Raw genomic sequence first — 5,502 nt, 5'->3', positions numbered from 1 at the left:
TAATTGTCTGTTTTCCTCTAGTTCCCTTGGTTTTTTCGAACTTGCTTCCCTGACTTCTGGAAGTGCTGTTGGAACCTCTTTTATTCTTGTCATCTCTTGAGTCTTTTTCGTTTTTTGAATCATTGTTGTCTCTTTTGTTTTTGCCGATTCTCGAATCCTTGCCATAACTCTTTCCTGAGCTATTTTTTGAATTCTTACTGTGGCCTTGTTTTTTGTCATTGCCTGATTTTCTTTCTTTTTCTGCTTTTTTTTCCCGACTTGATTTTCTGGTATCAAAATCCGTATTGTGGCCAGACTCTGTAGTTTTTCCGTCATCGCTTACATATCCGTTTTTATAGTCTTCTTTTGGTACTTTCATTCTTATTTCCTTTTCAATGCTGTTCATAAGAAGTATGTCTTTTGGAGTAAGAAGGGTTACTGCTATTCCAGTTTCTCCCATTCTTCCTGTACGTCCAATCCTGTGTATATATGTGTCAGGGCTTTCAGGGACATCATAGTTGTAGATATGTGTTACTCCACTTATATCAAGGCCTCTTGAAGCAACATCTGTAGCAATAAGATACTGATATTTACATTCTCTGAAGGCATTCATCACTTTTTGTCTTGCATTTTGTGTCATGTCGCCGTGAAGCTTGTTGCAGAGATATTTATTCTCTGACATCTGAGCTTCAAGCACATCTGCACGTCTTTTTGTCCTACAGAATATTATTGCCATGAATGGATTTGTTTTGTCGAAATCATCAAATAATGCTTCTTGTTTGTGTCTGTCAGAACATCTGATTACTTTTTGTTTTATAGCTTCTAGGGTTACGCTTTTATTATGAACTGCAACCTCAGAAGGTGAGTTCATAAACTTGTAGGCGATTCTCTTCACTCTTGAATTAATTGTAGCTGAAAAACATAGAGTTTGCTTGTTGCTGTTTGTTTTCTTAAGAATTGTTTCAATATCTTCCTTGAAGCCTATGTGAAGCATCTGATCAGCCTCGTCAAGTACAAGAGTGCTTAGATTATCAATGTTTATTGTTCTTCTGTTTAAATGGTCAAGTAGTCTTCCTGGAGTTGCTATTACCAGTGTAATGTTGTTCTTAAGCTTGTGAAGCTGTGAATTTATATCTTGTCCACCATAAACTGATAGTATCTTGACGTCAGTGTTTATTGCAAGTTTTTTTGATTCTTCTGTAATTTGAAGAGCCAGCTCCCTAGTAGGAGTGAGTATAAGTCCCTGGATATTTTTTGAGTCGGTATCGAATTTCTGGAACATTGGAAGAAGAAAAGCAAGTGTCTTTCCAGTTCCAGTTTGTGCTTCAGCCATTACATCCTTGTTTTTCATTATCTTTGGAATTGTTTGTTCTTGAACAGCTGTAGGAGTATTTATTCCTTGATTATTCAGGTTGTTAATTAGATTTTCATTAAATCCGTATTTTTTAAATTTATTCATAGTTTTCCCTTATATATATATTTGCTGTTATGTCGTTTAAATCTGCTAAGTATAACACAAAGGCTGTGGATAATGCAACCAATAAATTCTCTCGCTGTTAGTAAACATAAATTTCTACAGCAATACCATTGCCCAAAACACAGTTATTGGAACTACGAGAATTACCCTTTCGAGAAATATGAGAAATAGTGTCTTTCCATCTGTCAGATTGTTAAAGGACATTATTATTAGTGACGATGCAATGTATATGAGCTGATTAAGTGTAATGGCAGACATCATAATCTGTGTTTTTACAGATAGTAGATCCTTTAGAATTATTGCTGGAACCACAAGGTCTATGGTGTTCAGTATCAGTGTCTGGCCAAGAAGGAAGGGATCTTCAAACTTGAACAGGTTGAGATACCAACCATAGGGATAGGCTGCTATCTCAAATATATTTGTATTTTCAATTATAATATTTGCCATTGTTCCCAAGGTAATAAGAAAAGGTATGAAGGACAGGAATATATTCAAGATGGAAAGCAGGTTTTCAGATAGGGAATATCCAGTTATTCCAGCCTTTTTAGCTGCGTTATCCATAGCTCTTTTTAGCTTGTTTTTATTTGGTGTTTCCTGTGTTCGTTTAGCTTTTTCATCATCAAGTCTGGTGAGAGGAGGTATGCGCACCATTATGAGTCCTGTTGTATAAAATACCAGGAACATAAGCATATAAAACGTGAAGAAGTCCGACATGTCTCCTACGAGGGACCAGTAGAACAGCGATGTAGGGATGGATGGTACTGTAAGGGCTCCAATTATTTTCATTGCTTCCTGTTTTGAAAAAAGCTTCTTCTCATACTGTATTCCCGTAAGGTACATTCCCATGGTTGATCCTATGAAAAATGACGTAAATATGTTTACAAGTGAGTTGCCAGGAACCTTGAATACAGGCTTGGTGAACCTGTCCAGTAATACTTCAAGGAATTCCGCCAGTCCGAAGTCGCTTAGCAGAGGCAAGAAAATATTGGCTACTGTTATGAAAACCAGCATGCTTCCGCACATTAGTATAATTTCACCGCTTGCTGAATTAAGAAATTCGAAGGTGGGTGACTTGGAAAATATAAAGATAACAATAAAAAGAAGTGAGGTCAGGCGAAAAAACACCTGTATCTGACCTACATTGAAGTTTTTTCTTATGAACTGGCTTCTTCCTAGTGATGATGGTTTGAATAACTTCACTTCCAATGTAAGTGCACAGACAGCAATCATGAAAACAAGTACTATTATTGAATAGTATGGGGACAACACCCCTTGGATGGTGTGAATTATTTTTAAAAGTATTGTATCCAGAGAACCTGGAAATTTGACTGTGAATATAATTAATCCAAGGATAGTTAGAATCATTGATTTCATTAGATTTTTTGATGTATTATTTTTCTCCATGTCAGCTCCTTAAAAGATTTCAAGGCTTAGTATATAGTACGTGATATCAATTATCAATAGATTGGATTTAAATAATTGGTGACAAAGTATTTAAGTGGACATAATCCCCTATAAAATGTATACTATTTTTGATTAAAATTATTAGGAGAAATGTTATGAACAAGGTAAAAGGAATGATTATAATAATGTTCGCATCCGGTATTTTTGGCTTGGTGCCACTCTTTGCAAAAGTGGGAATGGAAAACGGTATGAACACCTATACATTGTTATTGTTGAGGTGCTTTTTTGCTACGATTTTACTCTTGTTATATATGAAGATAAAAGGAATAGACTACAAGGTTGATAAAAAGTTCTTGGTGGAACTTGGAGTTGTAAGTTTTTTATGTTACGGTCTCATGATGTATACACTTGTAAGTTCATACAAATACATTCCTACAGGAATTGCAACGACTTTGCACTTTGTCTATCCAGCAGCGGTGTTAATAGGCTCTTCTCTTTTCTACAGGGAGAAGTTTACAATTGAAAAAGCTGCAACTGTATGTGCTGCAATATTTGGAATATATCTTCTATCTGCAGATAGTGGAGGTTTTCATATTGAATTAAAGGGTATCTTACTGGCCCTCGCTTCGGGAATTTTTTATGCAATTTATATACTTAAGGCATCCCACGGCAGGATTAGGGAGATGAATTCCTTTGTCCTTGTATACTATTTGTCTGGGTTCAATATTTTTTATTTTATAATATTTTCCGCTGTGACGGGGAATCTGAATTTTGATATTACAGTGACTGGCTATGTGGATGTGATACTGCTGTCTTTTGTTTCAATATTGGCTATGTCCCTTTTCAAGACTGGACTGAATTATGTATCTTCATGCTCCGCTTCAATATTGAGTACTTTTGAGCCTCTTACCAGCATAGTCATAGGAGTTGTGGCATTTGGTGAGCCCTTTACGGGAAGAAGCATTGCAGGAACAATTATAATAATCGGTGCAGTGGTGTATATTTCCTTTGCTGAGAGGAATATCTCAAGTGATGTAGACAGAGTAGAGGAGATGCAATAAATCTTTATATATTAATGAAGATGTTGTATAATAAGTGGATAATAATCTTTATAGCTTAGGAAAGTTAAAAGTGCATGTTACCTTGAAACATTGGTAATATGCGTTTAAGGATACTTTCCTACGAGGTTTGAATATCCGCTTACGCGGATAACGCGTCGAAGACGCTTTTTTGAGGGTGCTGGTTATGCTTAGTTATGTTGTTTTAGGTATATTTATATTTTTAATAGTTTCATTTATGTTTGTTCTATTTGTGGAACTCATATCTTCTGCTGCCGACGGCGAGAAAAGAAGAAAGAAACTCTGGGAAAAGAAAAACGAGAAAAAAGTTATAGCAAAGAAAAAGAAGATTTATTCTGACAACTACTTTGATAAATACAGCAGGAGGCTATAATGAAAAAGGACTATTCCGTAAAGGAAATTCTGAAGAAAAGGGCAAAATCAACAATGTTTTTCACCCTTGCAGGATTTGCTTCCATTTTGGTTTTAAATATTTTAATCACTCTTACAAACAAGCTTGGGGGCTATAGGAATTTCGTCAGCATAGGACTTGTGGTTGTTTTTGGAATAATCATTTTCCTTATTGTTGAAAGGATTATATCTGTTTACGTATATATGATAGCAGATACACATATAGCATTTGTTAAGAGGATAGGAAAGAAGGATAATATTATACTTGATGTAAAATTCAAGGAAATCGACAGAGTATTGCCCATTAGTGAAATGAAGCCCAATACTGAAGTAAACAATACCTACTATTTTATATACAGTGAAGCCGATGAAAACTGCAAGTTTGGCGAATATAGAAGAGAAGGCAAGCTTTACCGATTTGTATTTGCTCCCAGCGAGAGAATAATGAGGATACTTAACAGAAAGGTGAACATTTCATGAAACTTGGTGAAGAGCTAAAAAAATACAGAGAATCGAAAACTGGCAGATTTCACATGCCCGGCCATAAAGGCCGTTCTTCTTGTTTGGAGGACGTATTTGTCCTTGGAAATGATGTTACAGAGGTGGAAGGACTGGATAATCTTCATAATCCAACTGGTGTAATAAAGGATCTTTTGGAGGAAATAAGTACGGTCTACGGTTCAAGGAAGTCCTTTATTTCCACAAACGGCAGCACAACTTCCCTTCAAAGTGCAATTCTTGGAGTGACGGTACCTGGAGACAGTATTTTGGTTTCAAGAAACTGCCACAAGTCAGTTTTCAATGCAATTATTCTTGGGGATTTGAATCCCGTATATCTTACTCCTGAATACGAGGTGGAATCGGGGCTGTCATGGATTAATGATCTTAACAGTCTGGAAGAAGCCATAAAATCAGACGATAAAATAACAGCAGTAGTATTGACATATCCTACATATTTTGGAATATGTTGTCATATGGAAAGAATTGCAGAAATTGTACATAAATACAACAGGACTTTAATAGTGGATGAAGCTCACGGAAGTCATTTGAGATTTTGTCATGACCTTCCAAAGTCAGCCCTTGATGCAGGTGCGGATATTGTTATTCAAAGCACACATAAGACACTGCCTTCACTTACGCAGTCCTCATTACTTCATGTTAAGAATGAAAAGC

Annotated in this window: 5 protein-coding genes and 1 pseudogene; 4 read left to right on the top strand and 2 right to left on the bottom strand. The window is 36.0% G+C overall.

The window, feature by feature from the left end; genetic code table 11:
• Positions 1-343: 343 nt before the first annotated feature.
• Together AC3AX0_RS06210 and AC3AX0_RS06205 are read right to left on the bottom strand one after the other, a co-directional pair.
• Positions 344-1,438: pseudogene (locus AC3AX0_RS06210) on the bottom strand (DEAD/DEAH box helicase); the annotation flags it as partial.
• Between the two features lie 114 nt (positions 1,439-1,552).
• Positions 1,553-2,860, bottom strand: a complete 1,308-nt coding sequence (locus AC3AX0_RS06205; RefSeq protein WP_487549438.1) for a nucleoside recognition domain-containing protein — start codon at positions 2,858-2,860, stop codon at positions 1,553-1,555.
• A 155-nt stretch (positions 2,861-3,015) separates the two neighbouring features.
• Here AC3AX0_RS06205 and AC3AX0_RS06200 point away from each other — a divergent pair, with 155 nt between their 5' ends.
• The 4 genes from AC3AX0_RS06200 to AC3AX0_RS06185 form a co-directional block, all read left to right on the top strand.
• On the top strand, positions 3,016-3,921 hold the full coding sequence (locus tag AC3AX0_RS06200; protein WP_487549437.1) for a DMT family transporter: 906 nt from the start codon (positions 3,016-3,018) through the stop codon (positions 3,919-3,921).
• A 184-nt stretch (positions 3,922-4,105) separates the two neighbouring features.
• Positions 4,106-4,312 carry a hypothetical protein gene (locus tag AC3AX0_RS06195; protein ID WP_487549436.1) on the top strand — a complete coding sequence of 69 codons (207 nt, stop codon included), beginning with the start codon at positions 4,106-4,108 and terminating at the stop codon, positions 4,310-4,312.
• Entirely contained in the window at positions 4,312-4,809 is a 498-nt protein-coding gene (locus AC3AX0_RS06190) for a hypothetical protein (protein WP_487549435.1), read from the top strand. Before AC3AX0_RS06195 ends, AC3AX0_RS06190 begins: the two co-directional genes overlap by 1 nt.
• Positions 4,806-5,502 (top strand): aminotransferase class I/II-fold pyridoxal phosphate-dependent enzyme (locus AC3AX0_RS06185; RefSeq protein ID WP_487549434.1); only part of this gene is annotated, 697 nt, incomplete at its 3' end. The genes AC3AX0_RS06190 and AC3AX0_RS06185, both read left to right, overlap by 4 nt.

It is taken from the genome of Dethiosulfatibacter sp. (assembly GCF_983023055.1).
The sequence above is the reverse complement of the archived record's forward strand: the minus strand, read 5'-3'. Positions and strand labels throughout refer to the sequence as shown.